This is a genomic window from Pseudolactococcus chungangensis CAU 28 = DSM 22330, from assembly GCF_002441885.1.
Lineage (GTDB): Bacteria > Bacillota > Bacilli > Lactobacillales > Streptococcaceae > Pseudolactococcus > Pseudolactococcus chungangensis.
Map to the genome: position 1 here is coordinate 1 of NZ_JXJT01000083.1, position 339 is coordinate 339.

A 339-nucleotide genomic window follows, 5' to 3' on the forward strand; every position below is an offset into this window, starting at 1 on the left:
GAAACCTTTCTCGCTTTTTTGTTCATTTCTTGCCTCGTGCAAGAAGTAAAGCGTTTCTTGCGTATTGGCGATTTCAAACCGAGAACTTGCATATAGCGAAGGACAGTCTTTGGGTTGACGCTTATATCATAAAGTCGCTTAAGTTGCATCCAGATATAGCGATAGCCCTTAAAAGAGGCATCAAAGAGAAGTTGAATCTTCTCTGCCAGCTGAGAATTCCAAGATTTTGTAAGGGGGCGGTTTTTCTTTATCCAGCTATAATAACCACTCCTTGAAATACCAAGATAATGACAAAGAGCAGTAATGGCATACTGTCCTGTTAAACTATCAACGACTTGA

Annotated in this window: 1 protein-coding gene; it reads right to left on the reverse strand. The window is 40.1% G+C overall.

Going from position 1 to position 339, the window contains the following annotated elements:
* On the reverse strand, positions 1-339 hold a 339-nt coding region (locus RR45_RS10990), incomplete at both ends, for an IS3 family transposase (protein ID WP_143465101.1).